Genomic DNA, 267 nt, shown 5'->3' with positions numbered 1-267 from the left:
GTCATGCCCCTGGAACCTTAGACCTTGGTCTGGTACGGGTAAGCCTGCTGGCGCAGGCGCGATTCCTGGATGCGCGCCTGTTCGTCCAGCGAAATCGGGGCCTTGTCCCACAGCAGGTTGCGGCCTTCGATCTGGCGCTGTCCCATGCCAGGGGTCTTGGACTTCAGTTCTTCGATGAACTTGGTGTGGTCGGAAACGTAACCGGTAAATTTAGGCATTTTCTTGCTCAATAAAAAGAAAGCCGGGACGGCGAGGCAGATTGTTCTG

The 267-nt window shown here is 56.2% G+C and carries 1 protein-coding gene; it reads right to left on the bottom strand.

What is annotated here, in order from left to right; all coding sequences use genetic code 11:
* Nucleotides 1-17: 17 nt before the first annotated feature.
* On the bottom strand, nucleotides 18-218 hold the full coding sequence (locus tag KVT32_RS30280) for a DUF3460 family protein (RefSeq protein WP_217619451.1): 201 nt from the start codon (nucleotides 216-218) through the stop codon (nucleotides 18-20).
* Nucleotides 219-267: the final 49 nt, after the last annotated feature.

It is taken from the genome of Achromobacter sp. GbtcB20 (assembly GCF_019091095.1).
Lineage (GTDB): Bacteria > Pseudomonadota > Gammaproteobacteria > Burkholderiales > Burkholderiaceae_B > Achromobacter > Achromobacter mucicolens.
The sequence above is the reverse complement of the archived record's forward strand: the minus strand, read 5'-3'. Positions and strand labels throughout refer to the sequence as shown.

Coding starts and splice junctions, on each gene's coding strand:
- KVT32_RS30280 (WP_217619451.1), bottom strand. CDS start 218: ATGCCTAAATTTACCGGTTACGTTTCCGACCACACCAAGTTCATCGAA.